The 17,398-nt window shown below is 40.8% G+C and carries 21 protein-coding genes; 13 read left to right on the forward strand and 8 right to left on the reverse strand.

The window, feature by feature from the left end:
• Window positions 1-127 precede the first annotated feature (127 nt).
• Window positions 128-1,441, forward strand: coding sequence for an MFS transporter (locus LXF01_RS13190; RefSeq protein WP_078194265.1), 1,314 nt, complete (start codon window positions 128-130; stop codon window positions 1,439-1,441).
• A 290-nt stretch (window positions 1,442-1,731) separates the two neighbouring features.
• On the opposite strand, the gene LXF01_RS13195 is transcribed toward LXF01_RS13190, so the two are convergent.
• Window positions 1,732-2,742 carry a metallophosphoesterase gene (locus LXF01_RS13195; RefSeq protein ID WP_180050311.1) on the reverse strand — a complete coding sequence of 337 codons (1,011 nt, stop codon included), beginning with the start codon at window positions 2,740-2,742 and terminating at the stop codon, window positions 1,732-1,734.
• Between the two features lie 104 nt (window positions 2,743-2,846).
• Between LXF01_RS13195 and LXF01_RS13200 the strand changes: the two genes are divergently transcribed.
• On the forward strand, window positions 2,847-4,466 hold the full coding sequence (locus LXF01_RS13200) for a phospholipase D family protein (protein WP_233944524.1): 1,620 nt from the start codon (window positions 2,847-2,849) through the stop codon (window positions 4,464-4,466).
• A 47-nt stretch (window positions 4,467-4,513) separates the two neighbouring features.
• Here LXF01_RS13200 and LXF01_RS13205 read toward each other — a convergent pair whose 3' ends face one another.
• Window positions 4,514-5,335: a lysophospholipid acyltransferase family protein gene (locus tag LXF01_RS13205; protein WP_180026730.1), complete on the reverse strand. Its 822-nt coding sequence runs from the start codon at window positions 5,333-5,335 to the stop codon at window positions 4,514-4,516.
• Window positions 5,336-5,745: 410 nt separating this feature from the next.
• On the opposite strand from LXF01_RS13205, the gene hflX reads away from it, so the two are divergent.
• The 6 genes from hflX (at window position 5,746) to LXF01_RS13235 (ending at window position 9,979) form a co-directional block, all read left to right on the forward strand.
• Window positions 5,746-7,080 carry a ribosome rescue GTPase HflX gene (gene hflX, locus LXF01_RS13210; protein WP_180060232.1) on the forward strand — a complete coding sequence of 445 codons (1,335 nt, stop codon included), beginning with the start codon at window positions 5,746-5,748 and terminating at the stop codon, window positions 7,078-7,080.
• A 43-nt stretch (window positions 7,081-7,123) separates the two neighbouring features.
• Window positions 7,124-7,495, forward strand: a complete 372-nt coding sequence (locus LXF01_RS13215; protein WP_233944525.1) for a hypothetical protein — start codon at window positions 7,124-7,126, stop codon at window positions 7,493-7,495.
• A gap of 11 nt (window positions 7,496-7,506) precedes the next feature.
• A complete protein-coding gene (locus LXF01_RS13220) occupies window positions 7,507-8,181 on the forward strand; it encodes an LrgB family protein (protein WP_180050323.1) in 675 nt (224 codons plus the stop codon).
• A 248-nt stretch (window positions 8,182-8,429) separates the two neighbouring features.
• Entirely contained in the window at window positions 8,430-8,882 is a 453-nt protein-coding gene (locus tag LXF01_RS13225) for a DUF2147 domain-containing protein (protein WP_111884999.1), read from the forward strand.
• Between the two features lie 60 nt (window positions 8,883-8,942).
• A complete protein-coding gene (locus tag LXF01_RS13230; protein WP_078190108.1) occupies window positions 8,943-9,392 on the forward strand; it encodes a DUF2147 domain-containing protein in 450 nt (149 codons plus the stop codon).
• Between the two features lie 140 nt (window positions 9,393-9,532).
• Window positions 9,533-9,979: a DUF2147 domain-containing protein gene (locus LXF01_RS13235; RefSeq protein ID WP_180024993.1), complete on the forward strand. Its 447-nt coding sequence runs from the start codon at window positions 9,533-9,535 to the stop codon at window positions 9,977-9,979.
• Between the two features lie 53 nt (window positions 9,980-10,032).
• On the opposite strand, the gene LXF01_RS13240 is transcribed toward LXF01_RS13235, so the two are convergent.
• The 5 genes from LXF01_RS13240 to LXF01_RS13260 all read right to left on the reverse strand — a co-directional run bounded on the left by LXF01_RS13240 (window position 10,033) and on the right by LXF01_RS13260 (window position 14,061).
• Complete coding sequence (locus LXF01_RS13240; RefSeq protein ID WP_180085435.1) at window positions 10,033-10,878, reverse strand: symmetrical bis(5'-nucleosyl)-tetraphosphatase; 846 nt, start codon at window positions 10,876-10,878, stop codon at window positions 10,033-10,035.
• Between the two features lie 6 nt (window positions 10,879-10,884).
• On the reverse strand, window positions 10,885-11,697 hold the full coding sequence (gene rsmA, locus LXF01_RS13245; protein ID WP_078190111.1) for a 16S rRNA (adenine(1518)-N(6)/adenine(1519)-N(6))-dimethyltransferase RsmA: 813 nt from the start codon (window positions 11,695-11,697) through the stop codon (window positions 10,885-10,887).
• 30 nt (window positions 11,698-11,727) lie between these two features.
• Window positions 11,728-12,537, reverse strand: a complete 810-nt coding sequence (locus tag LXF01_RS13250) for a pilus assembly protein PilJ (protein WP_233944526.1) — start codon at window positions 12,535-12,537, stop codon at window positions 11,728-11,730.
• A gap of 69 nt (window positions 12,538-12,606) precedes the next feature.
• Window positions 12,607-13,590, reverse strand: a complete 984-nt coding sequence (pdxA, locus tag LXF01_RS13255; RefSeq protein ID WP_111884997.1) for a 4-hydroxythreonine-4-phosphate dehydrogenase PdxA — start codon at window positions 13,588-13,590, stop codon at window positions 12,607-12,609.
• A 90-nt stretch (window positions 13,591-13,680) separates the two neighbouring features.
• Window positions 13,681-14,061, reverse strand: coding sequence for a hypothetical protein (locus LXF01_RS13260; RefSeq protein ID WP_180157875.1), 381 nt, complete (start codon window positions 14,059-14,061; stop codon window positions 13,681-13,683).
• A gap of 191 nt (window positions 14,062-14,252) precedes the next feature.
• On the opposite strand from LXF01_RS13260, the gene rplM reads away from it, so the two are divergent.
• Window positions 14,253-14,681 carry a 50S ribosomal protein L13 gene (gene rplM / locus LXF01_RS13265; RefSeq protein ID WP_004722943.1) on the forward strand — a complete coding sequence of 143 codons (429 nt, stop codon included), beginning with the start codon at window positions 14,253-14,255 and terminating at the stop codon, window positions 14,679-14,681.
• A gap of 12 nt (window positions 14,682-14,693) precedes the next feature.
• Entirely contained in the window at window positions 14,694-15,080 is a 387-nt protein-coding gene (gene rpsI, locus LXF01_RS13270; RefSeq protein ID WP_078190115.1) for a 30S ribosomal protein S9, read from the forward strand.
• A gap of 61 nt (window positions 15,081-15,141) precedes the next feature.
• Here rpsI and LXF01_RS13275 read toward each other — a convergent pair whose 3' ends face one another.
• The gene (locus tag LXF01_RS13275; RefSeq protein WP_233944527.1) at window positions 15,142-15,387 is read right to left on the reverse strand and encodes a hypothetical protein; all 246 of its coding nucleotides are present in this window, start codon (window positions 15,385-15,387) and stop codon (window positions 15,142-15,144) included.
• A gap of 164 nt (window positions 15,388-15,551) precedes the next feature.
• On the opposite strand from LXF01_RS13275, the gene LXF01_RS13280 reads away from it, so the two are divergent.
• Genes LXF01_RS13280 through LXF01_RS13290 form a run of 3 tightly spaced genes read left to right on the forward strand, consistent with a single transcriptional unit; the run spans window position 15,552 to window position 17,321 of the window.
• Entirely contained in the window at window positions 15,552-16,205 is a 654-nt protein-coding gene (locus LXF01_RS13280) for a glutathione S-transferase N-terminal domain-containing protein (RefSeq protein ID WP_111884994.1), read from the forward strand.
• Between the two features lie 27 nt (window positions 16,206-16,232).
• The gene (locus LXF01_RS13285; protein WP_078194278.1) at window positions 16,233-16,661 is read left to right on the forward strand and encodes a ClpXP protease specificity-enhancing factor; all 429 of its coding nucleotides are present in this window, start codon (window positions 16,233-16,235) and stop codon (window positions 16,659-16,661) included.
• Between the two features lie 18 nt (window positions 16,662-16,679).
• Window positions 16,680-17,321, forward strand: coding sequence for a hypothetical protein (locus tag LXF01_RS13290; protein WP_233944528.1), 642 nt, complete (start codon window positions 16,680-16,682; stop codon window positions 17,319-17,321).
• The last annotated feature ends 77 nt before the right edge of the window (window positions 17,322-17,398 follow it).

Here is a 17,398-nt window from a genome sequence, read left to right on the forward strand (position 1 = left end):
TTTAGTGACCCTAATTCCGCAGTTCGTAAGTTGGTATTTCGTATTTTTTTAAGAAATTACGCCTTTTTTAAAAAGATTACGCTTTTAAAACTAAGTTCAATTATTTTTAGTAAGTGTAAGGTCCACCATGGCGTCTTCAAGTGCTGCTGCCACTGAACAGCAACCAACAAATTCAAAATTCCGCGTACTTACAGCAAGTCTTGTAGGTACCACAATCGAGTTCTTCGATTTCTACATCTATGCAACTGCGGCTGTAATTATCTTCCCGCATCTGTTCTTCCCTGCAAGTACAGATCCAACAACCGCAACAATTCAATCTTTAGCAACGTTTGCGATTGCCTTTATTGCTCGCCCGATTGGTGCAACATTCTTTGGCCATTTAGGTGACCGTATCGGTCGTAAAGCCACATTAGTTGCCGCTCTCCTCACCATGGGGATTTCAACGGTATGTATCGGCTTGCTTCCAACCTATGCTCAAATTGGTATCGCTGCTCCGCTCATGCTTGCACTTTGTCGCTTAGGTCAAGGTCTTGGTTTAGGTGGTGAATGGTCAGGTGCCGTGCTGCTTGCAACTGAAAATGCGCCAGAAGGCAAACGTGCTTGGTATGGTATGTTCCCTCAATTGGGCGCGCCAATCGGCTTTATTCTTGCAACAGGCTCATTCTTGACCTTAGGTCACTTCATGTCTGAAGCTGAGTTTATGCAATGGGGTTGGCGTATTCCATTCATTGCAAGTGCGCTATTGGTTATTGTCGGTCTGTGGATTCGTTTAAAATTACATGAAACACCAGCGTTCCAAAAAGTTTTGGATAAGCAAAAAGAAGTAAATATTCCGTTCAAAGAAGTGATCACTAAGCACTGGGGGATGTTAATTCTCGGTACGATTGCCGCGATTTGTACATTCGTTGTGTTCTACTTAACCACAGTATTCGCTTTACAATGGGGTACAACCCAGCTTGGTTACACACGTGAAGAATTTTTAAAACTTCAACTGGTTGCCACACTTTGTTTCGCTGCCTTCATTCCACTTTCTGCTGTATTTGCTGAAAAATTTGGTCGTAAAACGACTTCGATTGCGGTATGTGTTGTATCTGCATTGTTTGGCTTAGTCTTCTCAAGCATGCTTGAGTCTGGCAGTACTGCGATGGTGTTCTTATTCCTATGTATCGGTCTTGCGATCATGGGTTTAACCTATGGTCCAATTGGTACGGTATTGTCTGAAATCTTCCCAACGTCTGTACGTTACACAGGTTCAGCTTTAACCTTTAACATGGCTGGTATTTTTGGTGCATCTTTCGCGCCACTGATCGCAACTAAACTTGCAACTGGCTATGGTTTATATGCAGTAGGTTACTACCTAACTGCAGCATCAATCCTTTCATTGATCGCATTCTTAATGATTCGCGAAACTAAAAATGATGATGTGAATAATCAGGTTTAATCTGCACATAATAAAAAAGCCAGCACCTATTGCTGGCTTTTTTATATCTCAAATTGAGTCAATGACCTGATTAGCTACTCTATAGTTGACATCATTTCGATTTTATTCATGAAAGCAACTTAGATCCAACTAAGCAATACACCTTATCTGTTCCAAGACACGGTCATTCACTTAATTTCAAACAGCAAATGAATGGCACGATTGAATTTTATTAACAAAACAAGGTTTGTAGCTCTACATCAAGAGGTACAGTCACCAAACGGTTAGTGATAATGAACGGTAGTTTTTGATTAAACCAACTCGATAATATCAATGGTCGGTGGCACAAGAAAACGAAAAGGCACCCCAACCATGCCCGTACCAACAGTGACAAAGACATCTGCATTGTCATGCTGATATAGCCCTTTTTTATGGCCTAAAATGGACACTTTTTTCATTACATAATCAGTCAACCATGGCAGTTGTACCTGCCCGCCATGCGTATGACCCGACAACATCAATGGTCGTCCGGGAAGTTTAGGCACCATATCGACTGTATCTGGATTATGCGACAAAATGATCCAAGGCTTATCCTGTGGCAATTCTGGCAAATAGCGCATATCGGCTTTACCAGCCCACAAATCCCCAACACCTAATAAGCGAAACTCATTAAACTCCACCACTTGCCCTTCGATATCCACCACATGGTTACTTTCTAATGCATGCTTTAACAACGCTTGAATAGGCGGACCGGGATATTGCTCATCATGATTTCCATTCACCGAATAAATCGGAGCAATAATTTTTTTCAGTACAGCCAGTTCTTCAGCTAACTTATTTTCTGGCTCATAAGTCCAATCCCCTGCAACCACGACCAAATCAGGATTTTGTGCATTGATTTTATCGACGATCATTTTTAACTGACGTTCATGGCCCGAAAATAAACCAATGTGTAAATCACCAATTAAAGCAATGCGTACAGGCTTTAATAATTGTCGTGTTTCATGCAATTGATATTGACATTTTTTCACCTGAATCATGTGCGGCTCGATAAATCGGGCATAGCATAAAAGCCCCGTAACAGCACCGACAAAAATCGCTTCATGTAATGAATAATAGCCACTCCAACCCGCATAAAAGCTAAAGAAGAATAAAGGGATAAGTAAATAAGAAAGATAAAATGCCAACAAATGTACGAAGGCTTTAAAAGGATGAATCGTTTCCGTACGCGACTGACTTAACCAAGCTTGGGATATTGCCCAAACGCCCAGCACAGCCAACCCGATATAAAAATACATCACTACGGAATCTAATTCCCACATACATTTGCTCTACAATTTGCCTAACGAGAAAACTCGGTCACTATATTTATCTTTTCACAGCTGACACTTATACTCAAATCAAATTTTTTAGTATGTCTAACAGTATGAACTCAGCTACACCGAAACAGCAAAATTTGCCCTTCATACACAACCACACTAAGGCGGTTTTGCTGAGTTGTAGCCTTGTTTTGACTTTATCTGCATGTAGTACCTTGCCTAAACAGCAAACTCAACCTGTGGAATATGCCTTTAATACTCCCACTGACGATACTAGCCTTGCGAAAATTGTGCTGCCGCTACGTGAACAAAATCCTAATTTAACTGGTTATCATGTTCTATATGACCCATTAGAAGCCTTAGCGGCTCGAATCGAACTGATCAATAAGGCCGAAAAAAGTTTAGATCTACAATACTATATTTGGGATAACGACAAAATTGGTGCTTTGGCCCTGCATGCCATGATCAAAGCTGCAGATCGTGGGGTCAAAATTCGTTTATTGGTCGATGACAACAATGCCAAAAAAATGGAAGGTATTTATATGGCACTCGACCAACATGCCAATATTGATGTCAAACTGTATAACCCGTACCGCTTCCGACATTTCCGCCCTGTCGATATGGTACTGGATCTAAAACGCATCAATCGCCGTATGCACAACAAAAGCTTTATTGCAGACAATCAAATTGCTCTGATTGGTGGTCGCAATATGAGTAACCAATACTATAACGTCAGTGATAATTATCAATTTTCCGATGTCGACGTCATGTTGGTCGGTGCGGCATCCGATGAAATCATTCATTCTTTTGATGAATATTGGAATGATGATTATGCCTTTCCAGTACGTCAATTGGTCAATCCACGCCACTATAGTTTGCGCTTCGACAGTCTCAAACAACAACTCGATGACTATAACCAAGAAGCCACTGTGGTCAATTATTTGGACTTAGCTAACCGTTCACATGCCTTTGATGACTGGCTCAATAATAAAATCCAATTTGACTGGGTCAAAGCCGAAGTGGTCAAAGACTCCCCGAGCAAAATCAAATCAAAGGCTAAAAAAGAAGAGCATCTCAACTTTCAGCTCCTCAACCGTTTAGATAAACCGGAACAAAGTGTCGATATCGTTTCAGCCTACTTTGTCCCAGAAAAAAAAGGGGCTGAACGCCTAAAAAACCTTCGTGCAGATGGCGTAAAAATCAGAGTCTTGACCAACTCATTCCAGGCCAATGACGTGCCATTGGTTCATGCTTTTTATAGCAAATATCGTCAAGACCTCTTGGAACACGATGTTCAACTCTATGAGTTCCTCTCTAGACCTGATGCAGAAAACCTCAACACCAATACCAAAGAGTTGGCGGAAAAATCTAAAGTTAGTCTAAAAGGTTTAAGCCGTTCAAGCCTGCATGCCAAACTGATGGCAATTGATGAAAAACAAGTCTTTATCGGCTCATTTAACTTTGACCCTCGCTCAGCATATTTAAATACTGAAATTGGGGTATTACTGAATAGCCCACGCTTAGCCAAAGCCGTCCACTACACCATGGATGAAAATTTGAGTAAATATGCCTATAAGTTAGTGCTCAATGCAGACCAACAGATCAATTGGAAAATTAAGCTGTCAAATGGTCAAACGCGTATTTATCCACGTGAACCGAAAATCAAGTGGTGGCAAAAAGCAGGGGTGAAATTTATCTCTTGGTTGCCGCTCGAAGGCTTTATGTAAGGATTATGCTGCAAAGGCATCCCCTTGCAGCCTGAATCATTAATTCATTAAGCTTCAACTGGAACTGGCGCTTTAAGGACTTTGGCTTGAAGTTCTGCCAATCCTTGATTCATTTTTTGCTGCACTTCTTGTGTCAGACTGTCAACAGTATGACCTGCCGAATCAATTGCGGGCAATGTCATCAGATGCGCTGTGACTTTCGGCATTTCTAAGACATTTTTGACATGTCGATCAAAGCTAATGTCTCCGACATAGGGCGCAATATTATCGAGTTCACCGTCCTGATTCACATAGCAAATTAAGCAAATTTGGACTGGACGTTCGGCTTCAATTGCCGCACCTAAAATACGACCATGAATTTTTTTAATTTTGCTGCCATCTGAAGTGGTGGCTTCTGGGAAAAAGAGTACCGGCGTATCTTGTTTTAAGAAGCCCGTAATTTGTTCTTTAATTTTAATTGAGTCGCCAGAACCACGCTTAATAAATAAGGTGCCACCGCCTTTCGCCAAATTACCCAGTACCGGCCATTTTTCAATCTCAGCTTTCGCCAAAAAGAAAACACGTGCGCCAGAACCCAAAACTGCCACATCTAACCATGAAATATGATTACTTACCCAAAGGGCTGGTTGACGTGGAATTTCGCCATGCACTTTGACTTCAAGATTAAATACTTTGCATAACTTGCGACAAAAATACTGCACATAGCGGGTATTTTGCGGGTTATTCGGGTCTTTATACAATTGATGACGATAAACCAAATAAAAACCCTGCGTCACGGCAACAGCTGCTGCACCGACTTTTTTACAATACAAATAAAATTTTGAAAACACATTAATTTGCGGTGTATTGACGATTTGAGGTTGATTCATAAACGGTTCACTAAAAGGACACGGTGCCACAATTTGGCGTAAATTTTCATCATCATATACCGAAGACAGTTTTTTTGCATTGATCATAAAAACCGAAGTCGAAGATAATATTTCCCTATTTTAATCGTTTTTAAAAATCAAATATTATTTTTATATCGGTTTTAAAGGTTAAAATTATGAATCATTCATATTCAGACAATCCCCCTATTTCTTCATGGCAAGCGTTAAAAGCCATTGCTGGTTTTTCATTGATATATGTTTGTGTGCTTTTCTTATTGGCGCTGAGCTTTCGAAGCTTTCTCTAATTGAATAGCACGACATACAGAACTTAGCCATTAATCCCTCACTTAGATTAACCCTCGTACTGCATTTTCGCCTAAAATGAATCTTTAAACAGGAGTGTGTGCTGAGTGGAAAATTTAAATCAACATCAAGCGAGCGGTGAACGCGTAATTTTAGTCAGTGTGGCAGTACAAATGCTTGCAGACCTTGATGCCGAAGAATTCCACTTACTTGCTCAATCTGCAGGTGCCAATATTTTGCAACATGTGCATGCTCAGCGTATTAAGCCTGATGCCAAATTATTTATCGGCTCAGGGAAAGCTGAAGAAATTGCAGAAGTAGTCGCAGAATATGAAGCCGAATTGGTCATCTTTGACCATGCTCTCACCCCTGCCCAAGCACGTAATCTTGAACGCATCATGCGTTGTCGTGTGGTCGATCGTACAGAATTAATTTTAGATATTTTTGCCCAACGCGCACGTACCTATGAAGGTAAATTGCAAGTTGAGTTGGCTCAATTACAACATATGGCTTCACGACTGATTCGTAGTCGTGGCGATCTCGATAGCCAAAAAGGTGGGATCGGCCTACGTGGACCGGGTGAAACCCTGCTGGAAACTGACCGTCGTCTACTCAAGCTCCGTATGGGACAACTTAAAGCGAAACTTGAGAAAGTCCGCCAAACACGTATGCAAGGTCGTGTTGCACGTCAAAAAGCTGCTGTTCCAACCGTGTCATTGGTGGGTTATACCAATGCTGGTAAATCGACCTTATTTAATAATTTAGCAAAAAGTGATGTTTATGCAGCAGACCAACTTTTTGCGACACTTGACCCAACTTTACGCCGTCTACATTGGGATGGTATCGGCAACTTAGTTCTCGCAGATACTGTAGGTTTTGTGCGTAATTTATCGCACTCACTGGTCGAGTCGTTTAAAGCGACCTTAGAAGAAACGTTGGAGGCGACCTTATTGTTACATGTCATTGACTCCAGCAGTCCTGACATGATGGAACAAATCGAGGCTGTCGAAAAAGTATTGAAAGAAATTGGTGTCGATGTTCCGATTCTGCGCGTTTATAACAAAATTGATGTCAGTGGCGAAGATCCTAAAATCATCTATGGCAAGCCACATCAGCCGGAACGTGTCTATGTCTCAGCACATAGTGGTAAAGGTCTTCCCTTATTACGCCAAGCGGTTCAAGAATGCTTGATGGGCCAAATTCAAAGCTTTGAAGTCCGTCTAAAACCGGCTTATGGCAAATTAAGAACACAACTGTATGCGCTCAATGTGATCCAAAATGAAAGTTATGATGAACAAGGCAACTTAATTTTGCACGTCATCATTGCCCCGCATAAGTTAGAACAACTGATTAAACAGGCGCATTTACCCATCAAAGAAATTTTGGGAACGCGTGCGCAACAATTCCAACGTCCACTTGAAGAATTTGAAATTAAAGACTAAATCGGTTAAAACTTGATTAGTATAATTTTAACGAAAGACAAAAATGGACTGGATCAAGCGTATCGACTGGAAAGCCTGGATAGGCACTATTGCATTAATTATTATTTTCCGTGAAGGCGCGGTCTGGGTCATGAAGCAATTCAATCACCCAGAATTAGGCAATCTAGTCGGTTTGATTGCCCTCTTGATCGTGCTTTCATTTTGGAGAAAATTCAACAAAATTCCAGCCAGCTTGGTCGATACCAATAATAAAATCATGAAAGAAAGTGCCTTTGCCTTCTTACCCATTAGTGCAGGCTCATTGCTGATGATGATGCATTTAGGCGATGAAATTCCGATATTTTTGATTGTTCTCTTTGTCAGCACCCTCATACCGCTGTGGGTCTACGCAAAAATGTCTAAGAAATGGCTATAAGGAGAATCAACATGCTTTCAATCCTCTCTGGATTCATCATTACCCTGATCGCCTATCTTGTAGCAAAACCCATTAATAAAAAATTACCGCAAATCCCCGTGATTGTGATTGGGATGTTTTTCGTCATTGGTATGCTCTATCTGTTTGGCATTTCCTATGAAAGTTATATGACACAGGTGAATCCACTATTCAATAACTTACTCGGCTATGTCACGGTGGCTCTAGCCATTCCTTTAGCAGCGATGCGTTACGATGACTTACCATTAAAAGCCGTAGGCGGGATTTTAGTCTTTGCCAGTATCAGTGCCGTTGCCCTCCCTATGGGGCTGGCTTATTTACTGCATCTGTCTGATCCAACCATTATGGCTTTCGCTACACGAGCTGTGACGACCCCTATTGCCATCAACATTGCCACGCTGCTGCATTCCCCGATTCCTTTGGTAATTTTGATTGTGATTTTATCAGGGGTGATTGGCGCAGCATTTTCACCCATCATACTCAAAAATATTCATGATGAACGTGCATCAGGACTCGCCTTAGGACTTGCTGCACATGCGATTGGCACAGCTCAAGCTTGGCAGCGCGGCAGCATTGCTGGGCGCTATGCGGCATTTGGCATGGCGGTAAATGCAGTATTCACAGCAATCTGGTTGCCAACTTTCATACTCTATCTACAAAATATGTGACTGAGCAATCACTTTTAAATGATTGTTTTGTATAAAAAATAAACTTAATATAAATTCTAGGGTACACCACAACACATTGAACGATGTGCTGTGGATGTTACATTTTTGGTAAAGGCACTTTTGTGCAACATGTCAACTTTCCCGAATAAAATGTAAATATTTATGCTTAGAGTAGTTGCTCTAAGTTCAGATATTACCTAGTATGATCAATAAACCCTCACAAAGTGTATTGATAAAGGATTATTAATATGATCGAAAAAAGTTTGAAATGGGCTGCATTATTCGGTGCTGTAGTCACAAGCTCTGCACTTTATGCTCAAGATCTTACAGGGACTTGGCAACAAATTGACGATAAAACCGGTTCGCCTAAAGCACTGATCGAAATTCGAAAAGATGCCAAAGACACCTATACCGGCAAAATTGTCAAAGTGACGCCACGTCCGGGTTATACACCAAAGGAAAAATGTGTGAATTGCCCTGCACCTTATACCAACCAGCCTATTTTAGGGATGGATGTATTTAAGGGGCTGAAACTTGAAAGTGAAAATACCTACTCTCAAGGAAAAATTATTGATCCTTTAGCAGGCAAAATTTACAGCTTAAAAGGCAAAATTTCTGCCAATGGTAAGCGCTTACATTTACGTGGATATCTGGGGATTTCCGCGATTGGTCGTACACAGACATGGATTCGCGCTGAATAAATTTTGAATTTATTCAGTTAATTGATTTGATATAGGTGAACCACCTACAGGGAATATCTGATGAAAAAATTAAAAGTGAGCCTCTTATTCTTAGCTGCTGTAATGAGTGGTTCAGCTTTTGCTCAAGACCTTTCAGGGACTTGGCAACAAATTGATGATAAAACAGGTTCACAAAAAGCCATTATTGAAATCCGTAAAGAAAGTAATGGCACATTCGTGGGTAAAATCATCAAAGTAACGCCGCGTCCGGGCTATACACCGCGTGACACCTGCGTAAATTGCCCTGCACCTTATAAAAACAAACCGATTTTAGGCCTTGATGTGTTAACTGGTTTAAAACATGTTGAAGGGACCAATAATTACGACAAAGGCCGTATTATTGACCCACTTTCTGGCAAAATTTACGACACAAAAGTTCGCTTAAATGCCAGCGGAAAACGTCTCACGCTGCGTGGCTATATGGGTGTATCAGCACTCGGTCGTAGCCAAACTTGGATTCGCCAAGAATAAGTTCAATGTTATAAAAACCGCCGCCATGGCGGTTTTTTTATGCCTAAGATAATCAAATTATTTTAAAAATAAAGTTGACTATTCTCGTAAACTTTCTAACATACGTGCTCATAAATCACGCTTCTAGGGGAAAAGCGATTATGTTTAAAAAAATATTATTCAGCCTTTGCACATTCGGATTGATGAATGTCGCATTTGCAAATGACATTACTGGCACGTGGCAACAAATTGACGATAAAACAGGAGCGGCCAAAGCGATTATTTCGATTCACAAAGAATCCAATAATACCTATACCGGTAAAATTATTAAAATTACACCACGTCCTGGCTATACACCGCAAAAAAACTGTAATAAGTGCCCTGCGCCTTATACCAACCAACCGATTCTCGGCATGGAAATTGTTAAAGGTTTAAAGCAAATTAATAATACAAATAATTATGAAAAAGGTCGTATTATCGACCCTCTTTCTGGCAAGGTTTATGATGCTAAAGTGCGCTTAAACAGCACAGGAAAACGTATTTCGATCCGTGCAAGTATTGGCGTTTCAGTCTTGGGCCGTAACCAAACTTGGATTCGTTTAGACTAATCCTCACACCAATAAAAAAGCCGCATCAATGCGGCTTTTTTATTTTTAAATACTTACATCACAGGATTATCGACAGCAAACATGTGCTGATCTTCTAAACGATAAGCCATCAACTGATTGCCCCAGACACATCCGCCATCCACATTTTGGATTTTTGCTGAAATGCTTTTTCCTTGCAAAGCCGCCCAATGACCAAAAAGAATTTGATGGGTCTGCGCTGCTTGTGACTCAAACTCAAACCATGGCTTAAAACCCTTCGGCATAGGGTCATCGAGTGAGTCTTTAAAACTAAACTCTAAACGGCCTTCAGCATCGGTTAAGCGCATGCGGGTCAGATAGTTGGTAATACAGCGTAAGCGCGCATGACCCGACAAATCATCCGACCATAGGTTTGGCTCTTTACCGTACATCACTTGAAGAAACGCATCAACCACATCAAAGTCGTCATGACCAATCACCGCTTCCACCTCTTTTGCCAAGTCTGCGGTTTGCTGCGCAGTCCAATTCAAAGGAATACCCGCATGAGTCAAAATGGTTTGCTCATTCGGAAATAGACACAGCGGCTGCTTGCGTAACCAATCAATCAAATCATCACTTTCTAAAGCGTGAATCACATCATCGATATTGTCTTTAGGATTGATATCCTTAATACCACGAGCGCATGCCAGCAAAGTCAGATCATGATTGCCCAGTACCGTCGCCGCAACTTCACTATCCACTAATTTTTTGATGAACCGCAAAGCGCCTACCGAGTTTTCACCCCGTGCGACGAGATCACCGGCAAACCATATAAAATCTTGGTCTGCATCAAACTTGATCTCTTTCAGTAAAGCTTTTAATGCTTCAAAACAGCCTTGAACATCACCAATGACATAGTTATAGCGAATAGAGCGAGTCATAATTATTTAAGCCACCATTTGATCTGCTAATGCGACAAATTCTGCAAGTGTTAGGGTTTCAGGACGCGCCATTGGATCAACCCCTGCATTTTCAAAACCATCTTCAACCAACATGCCTTTTAAGCTGTTACGCAAGGTCTTGCGGCGCTGAGTAAAGACATGTGAAACCAAACGCGCAAGCGCTTTTTCATCTTTCGCCACAATCGGTTTAACGGCATAAGGCTCTAAACGGAATACCGCAGAGGTGACTTTTGGCGGCGGATTAAACGAACCCGGCGGCACTTCAAATAAAAACGTCGGTTTGCAGAAGTATTGAATCATCACCGATAAACGGCCGTATTCTTTGGTATTCGGTGAAGCGGTAATACGGTCCACGACTTCTTTTTGCAACATGAAGTGCATGTCTTTGACTTTGTCGCCAAACTCCAAGAGATGAAACAGCAGCGGTGTCGAGATGTTATACGGCAAGTTGCCAACCACACGCAGTGGACGGCCTTCGGCAAACAGCTCGGTAAAGTCATATTTCAGCGCGTCGGTTTCAACAATGGTCAAGCGCTCGGGATGCGGCACACGGCCCGGCAAACCTGCGGCTAAGTCACGGTCCAGCTCAACCACAGTTAAAGCATCGCATTCCCCAATTAAAGGCGATGTAAGCGCAGCAAGACCGGGACCAATTTCGACAATATTGTCACCAGTACGCGGATTTACCGAACGTACAATTTTGGCAATAACACGTTGATCATGTAAGAAATTCTGTCCAAACCGCTTACGCGTGTGATGCCCTTCATCTTTTGGGTTTAGGGCATTAATTTGATACATAAAATTCTCCGCATAGGTTTATTACAACGATTACTGACTTGATTCAAATTCACTCAAGCGAGCAAAAATTTCTTCGGACTTGGTCACATTGTCCCGAGCCGCTTTAATTACACTGAGCAATGGCTCTCTTTGTTGTAACAAAGCCATTGTTTCAGATTTCATCATTTCTTCAGTTTCAGCCTGAATGGAGAGCAAACTTTCACGCATTTCAGCATTGTTTACGCGCTCTACACCCAGTTCGGGATTACCATTCAGTTGAGCCTTCAAATAAATATTGAAAGTTTCAAAATCTGCTAAAAAGTCATCTAAATCGTCTGGATGAATAGAATTCACATCAGTTAAATTCAGCAAAGAATCCAACACCCGTCCCGCAATAAAGACTTGATTTTTAGCAATCATTGCTTGAATTGCTGAATTGTTTGCTCTAGCCATCATATCAGCCAGAATGTTATATTCAGCTTGAATACCTGGAATGGTTTCACTTACAAGAATTTGATATTCATATAGCGCATTCAGGCTATTTTGATGCTGTACAAGCAGATCAATATTAGCATTGATTGCCTGTCCATCTTGAAGCATTTTATCAGCACCGCCACGATTCGCATATTTTTTATGCACCGCAGTCAGCGCTTGATTAAATTTTTGCTGATTATGTTTAAAGCCATCCACGGCAGCCGGTGATGCAAAACGTATAAATCCTTCCGTCTGTTTTGGAATTTGCAGCGATAATACTTTTAATTCACAAGAATGATGATCTGTAGCGAGCGTTGAGCATGCTGACAGCATCAACGCTAACGCAATCCCAAAAAATGGGCGAATGATCGATTTCGCCCTAAGCATCTTGTTATTTTCCTGTTTTATTTTTGATAATTTTTTACTATTATTCATATAAAATTCAAACCTTTATTATTAAGTTTCGTTATTTTTCGCACGTGCTAATTCTAAAGCCAAATCAACCGCCACCTGTAAACTCGAACTTTTAGCAAGACCAGTTCCAGCCAGTGACAGTGCTGTGCCGTGATCCACTGAAGTCCGAATAAACGGTAAGCCCAAAGTGATATTGATGGCTTCGCCAAAGCCCTGCGACTTTAACACAGGTAAGCCCTGATCGTGATACATCGCCAAAACCGCATCGGCATCTTTTAAATTTTCAGGGGTAAATAAGGTATCAGCAGGTAAGCTCAGGCTCATATTCACCCCTTGAGCGCGATAACGCTCTAGCACCGGATTGATCACTTCAATCTCCTCCATGCCCAAATAGCCATCTTCACCCGCATGCGGATTTAAACCGCAGACTAAAATATGCGGATGATCTTTTTTAAATTTGGTTTTTAAATCATGAATTACAATATCAATGACTTGATGCAAACGTTCTTGAGTAATGGCATCGGCTACATCACGAAGCGGTAAATGTGTAGTTGCCAATGCGACACGGAGCGTTTTGGTCGCAAGCATCATCACGACACGATCAACGCCTGCAAATTCTTGATAAAACTCCGTATGTCCGCTGAAATGGATACCGGCATCATTAATAATCGACTTTTGCACAGGTGCAGTTGCAACACCTACACTTTTGCCAGACATCGCATAATCTGCAGAACGACGTAATTGTTCCAACACATAGGCTGCATTATTCACATCTAACTGACCTGCAATAACAGGTGTAGTTACAGGTACATGTTCCACATAAAGCTGACCTAGAGCTGCCGAACCCTCCTGCCCAACATAGTCAATCAGTTCAACTTCGAGCTTTAACTGTTGAGCACGCTTGAGCAGCAAATCTTTATCAATAAGAACCACAAGTGGCCTTTCATCTATTCGATTGGCTAAGCTCAAACAAATATCAGGTCCGATACCTGCGGGTTCACCGCTCGTGATATATAAAGGCAGCATGGGTCTATCCTGTGTGTGCAATAGCATTATTATACTGTGTGATGCACATGACAGACCTAATTTTATTGATTAAAAATATCGGACTAAAACTCAAAAATAAGCGCGTTGTGCGACATTGTATGGAATGAAATCGAAAGCAAAACCTGAAATGCCAATGATCCAAATCAATGCAATAAGAATGACAATGCCGCGCTGAACGGCTGACACATGTTGCGGGTACTTCGTTATCAGCCAAAAAGACATACCACCCAGAAGCAATAATCCAATCAACAGATAAACCAATAAATAACTAAGGAAAAATAAAGTGAGCATCATTAACAAAACGATGATCGCACCATCCGCCCCGTGCAAATACACCAAATACAAAAAAGTTGGGCTTAAAACCAAGGCGCTATATAAGCCCATTAATTGCAACCATTGCCGCCAGAATGAGGGTTCAGATGTGTTTTTTAACAGATTAGAATTCGACATGATTTACTTTCATCCGCTTTTTTTATAATTTCTGGATTATCTGCTGTTTATTGCTGAAGAAATATACTACAATACAGCGCTTGAAATTTTATATTTTCATTTGTGATTCTTCACGTATTCGTATAGAATCGCGTCTCCTTTTGTTTGGACAGCTTCCATAGTCCAAACCAACTATAATAGGTAGTGGTTTAATGAAAACTCTCAGCGCTAAGCCAGCTGAAGTTCAACACGACTGGTACGTTGTTGATGCTTCTGGCAAAACTTTAGGTCGCCTTGCGACTGAAATCGCTCGTCGTTTACGCGGTAAGCACAAAACTTCTTATACTCCTCACGTTGACACTGGTGACTACATCGTTGTTATCAATGCTGAGCAAGTTCAAGTGACTGGTAAAAAATCACTTGATAAGAAATATTATCGCCACACTGGTTTCCCTGGTGGTATTCGTGAAACTAATTTCGAAAAATTAGTTGCTCACAAACCAGAAGAAATCTTCGAACGTGCTGTAAAAGGCATGTTACCAAAAGGTCCTCTTGGTTATGCAATGATCAAGAAAATGAAAGTGTACGCTGGTACTGAGCATCCACATACTGCTCAACAGCCACAAGTTTTGGACATCTAAGGGATACAGCACATGGCTACTAACTATGGTACAGGTCGCCGTAAGACCGCAACTGCACGTGTTTTCCTATCAGCTGGTACTGGTAAACTCGTAATCAACAACCGTTCTTTAGAACAATATTTCGGTCGTGAAACTGCTCGTATGGTTGTTAACCAACCACTTGAGCTTTTAGAAGCTACTGAGAAATATGACCTTTACATCACTGTTGCTGGTGGTGGTATCGGTGGTCAAGCAGGCGCTATCCGTCACGGTATTACTCGTGCATTGATTGCTTCTGACGAAACTCTTAAACCTGCTCTTCGTCAAGCTGGTTTCGTTACTCGTGATGCTCGTGAAGTTGAACGTAAGAAACTTGGTTTACGTAAAGCTCGTAAACGTCCTCAATTCTCTAAACGTTAATTCGTTTACCGAATCGGACAAAAAACCTTGGCTTATGCCAAGGTTTTTTTATGTTTAATTTTTATGAAGATGATGCAAATAGAATAACGATCCGATAAACAAAGAGACTCAAACTCGCAATTAAGCATATAACCGACAATGTTAGTGTAATTGTAGAGATGGTCATTTTGCTTTTTTGTTCTGGGCTATCATCCTCTGCTCCATAATCAGAGGCATAACCTCCAGCGAGTGCCGTATAAAAGCCAATGCCCATAAAAATAACTGCAGCGAAAAATAATATTTTTTTTACAAGTGCAATGATCATCATGCGGTGACGATCAGGTAAATGAATGACATGAAAAGCTATCAGATAAAATCAAATAAAACAAAACTGTAATTTTCACTGTAGCTGCATTGATATTGCTAAAGTCTCCGTGATTTTACTGTCTAATTTTAGTATCCTATCTTATTCATTTCTCATCGTCTCGGATTATGTCAGTCGAAAATGCACCTCTCCAAGGGATTACGCTTTACAGTCATGCGGATGACTTTCGCTCACACTGGATACGCTATGTACTTGCAGAGAAGCAAATCAAACATAATTTAATTATTGCTGATGATGAAGACGAAGATCTTGCAAGTTTAAATCCCTACAATCAACTTCCGATGATGATTGAAAATGGCCTAAAACTCTATAACAGCAGTATTATCGCCGAATATCTGGATGACCGATATCGTCAAAATAAACTGTATGCAGATGCACCCATGCCTCGTGCAGAGCAACGTCAATATGTATGGCGCTTCGAACAAGATTGGTTAAGACTTGCCGATATTATGCTTCGTCATCCCGATACCCTCGATGAAAAAGCCAAGCAAAAAGCACAAAAACAATTACGTGATACACTCATTTCACTAACCCCCTTGTTTCAGCATTATCCTTATTTTATGTCTGAACAATTTAGCATGTTAGACTGTATGCTCGCACCTGTATTTCTGCGCCTAAAAGCCATGGGGATTGAGCTTCCCAAACAGCAATGCCGCCCTATATTTCTCTATTGCCAACGCATCTTTAGCCGTCCTGCATTTATCAAATCGATGACATTGCAGGAAAAAAATCGCTATAGCGAGCTTTTAGCAAAAAATTAATTTCCCATTAATATTCGAGTAAGCATTATGTCTGAACAAGAACTACAACTCACTCCAACGCGTCCATACTTAACACGGGCACTTTATGAATGGATTTGTGACAATCAACTTACACCGTACCTACTTGTCGATGCGACACAGAATGGTACGATGGTGCCAGTTCAATATATCCAAGATGGCCAAATTGTCCTGAATATTGCACCCCATGCAACTCATGCACTGCATATGAGCAATGAGACGATTACTTTCTCTGCACGCTTTGGTGGCGTTTCGCAAAACCTCTATATCCCCTTTTCTGCTGTTCTAGGTATCTATGCACGTGAAAATGGTCAAGGCATGTTCTTCGATCCTCAAGAATATGAAGGTATTCAGAATGATCAAAATGCTTTAAAATCAAACGACCAAGAACAACAAGAGCAGCCGAAGAAAAAACCAGGTTTAAGGTTGCTCGATTAAAGAATAAGGAAGCGAATAATGGCTTTTGATTTAGTACAATATTTTGTCGAACAAATAGAATCTCAAAAGCCTACGCTTTTAAGTCATTTAAATCGTGAAGAAAAACGTCAACATATACGTGAAATTAATGCATTAACTTTTGGTGAATTGATTCATCAGCTCCGCAATAATGCTCAAAAGGTTTATCAAGAAATTACTCATCCTGATGAACTCTATATTCAAGAAGTTTCACGCCATCTGACCACCAATCCATCGAATGCATCAATATTAGAGCGCTCTGAACTTGAACACCTAACAACTGAAATTTTTCATTTACAATTAAATGAATTAAAGCAACTTCATGATACCGGCTCACACTCACCACAAAGCATTCAAGAATTACTCAATGGACAAATTGAGCACCTTTCTGGTCAAGCGGATGATTGGGTTTGGTCAACAAACAACCTAACAGAGCTTCTTGGTTCTAAACCAAATCTGCAAGAAGAGATATCATTAGAAACATCAATGAAGGAGTTCAATCAAATGGTTAATCAACAACATACTCAAGAAGATGTGACAACAGAAGTACAAGTTCCAACTTGGTCAAAAATTGTAGAGCCTATTGTTGCAGTGGTGATTTTATGGATTTTGGCATCTGCAGCTTGTAATATTTTTGCTTAAGTAGCTTCATTTGTCTAAATCAATGACCTGCTTTTTAAGCAGGTTTTTTTTTAAATCGAATTTTCTAAATTACACGC

This window comes from Acinetobacter sp. SH20PTE14, assembly GCF_021391555.1.
In the GTDB taxonomy this organism is placed as follows: domain Bacteria; phylum Pseudomonadota; class Gammaproteobacteria; order Pseudomonadales; family Moraxellaceae; genus Acinetobacter; species Acinetobacter amyesii.